Origin of the sequence: Citrobacter sp. TBCS-14 (genome assembly GCF_005280805.1) — a bacterium.
Taxonomy (GTDB): domain Bacteria; phylum Pseudomonadota; class Gammaproteobacteria; order Enterobacterales; family Enterobacteriaceae; genus Citrobacter; species Citrobacter gillenii.
The window spans coordinates 1-228 of the sequence record NZ_SZWM01000192.1 but is presented as its reverse complement, the minus strand read 5'-3'; the positions used below and the strand labels follow the sequence as shown (position 1 = coordinate 228).

Genomic DNA, 228 nt, shown 5'->3' with positions numbered 1-228 from the left:
CCGCCGTCACGCCTTCCTGACCTAAGCTTTCGATCAGCACCTCAACTTCCGGGTAGCTTTCCACTGCACCTACGCGAGCCGGGAAGCGCTGCGCCGTCATCATGTGGTCAAGACAGGCATAGGCAGCAAAGGCGTGATGGCTGGCCCCGTGCCCCATAAAGACCACTTTTTCATTTTCGCCAAGCGCCGGCATCTGCTGTTGCAGCGCCAGCATCAGTTGTGCGTAAT

1 protein-coding gene is annotated in these 228 nt (G+C 58.3%); it reads right to left on the bottom strand.

Annotated elements, in window-relative coordinates; genetic code table 11:
• Nucleotides 1-228, bottom strand: a 228-nt coding sequence (locus FDX22_RS12065) for a sirohydrochlorin cobaltochelatase (protein ID WP_186805295.1), incomplete at both ends; no start/stop codon positions are given.